1 protein-coding gene is annotated in these 587 nt (G+C 66.4%); it reads right to left on the bottom strand.

Features of this window, described 5'->3' with window-relative positions; translation table 11 throughout:
- Positions 1–587: calcium-binding protein (locus AC1DER_RS17230; RefSeq protein WP_477358222.1), on the bottom strand; the 587-nt coding region annotated here is incomplete at both ends.

The raw sequence follows: 587 nt of genomic DNA, 5'->3' as shown, positions 1-587 counted from the left end.
CTGTTGTAGCTGCCGTGCAGCATGTCCGTACCGGTGCCGCCCTCGAACACGTTGTTGTTCGAATACGCACCGCCGACCCACAGCACGTCATCGCCCGCACCGCCGACCARCCGATTCTCGCCATTGCCGCCGCCAAGGTTGTCGTTACCGCCCCCGCCCAGCAGCACGTCGTTGCCTTGCCAGCCCACCAGCTTGTCGGCGTCGTCGGTACCCAGCGTGGTCAGGCCCGTGGCCCTCAGCTGCGCCGRTGCCCACTCGGTGCCGTCGGCGAACCGGATCTTCTCGATGCCCCTCGGGCTGTTCTCCGCCGCACTSCCAGTCAGCCAGTCCTTCAGTCGCACTGAGTCGRCGCCGCCAGCCAGCTKCAGCACCACGTCCTSGYTCTCCTTCAGGACTTGGATATCGCCGGCRGCRATGCCCTGGCCGAACTCCAGCACGTCCACCGAGCCGCCGTAGGCGGCCGTCTCCACGATCGTGTCGTGGCCGTCGCCGAGGTTGAACCGGTAGGTGTCGCTGTTGTAGCTGCCGTGCAGCATGTCCGTACCGGTGCCGCCCTCGAACACGTTGTTGTTCGAATACGCACCGCC

The sequence above is a fragment of the Lysobacter sp. 05T417 genome (assembly GCF_056396405.1).
The sequence above is the reverse complement of the archived record's forward strand: the minus strand, read 5'-3'. Positions and strand labels throughout refer to the sequence as shown.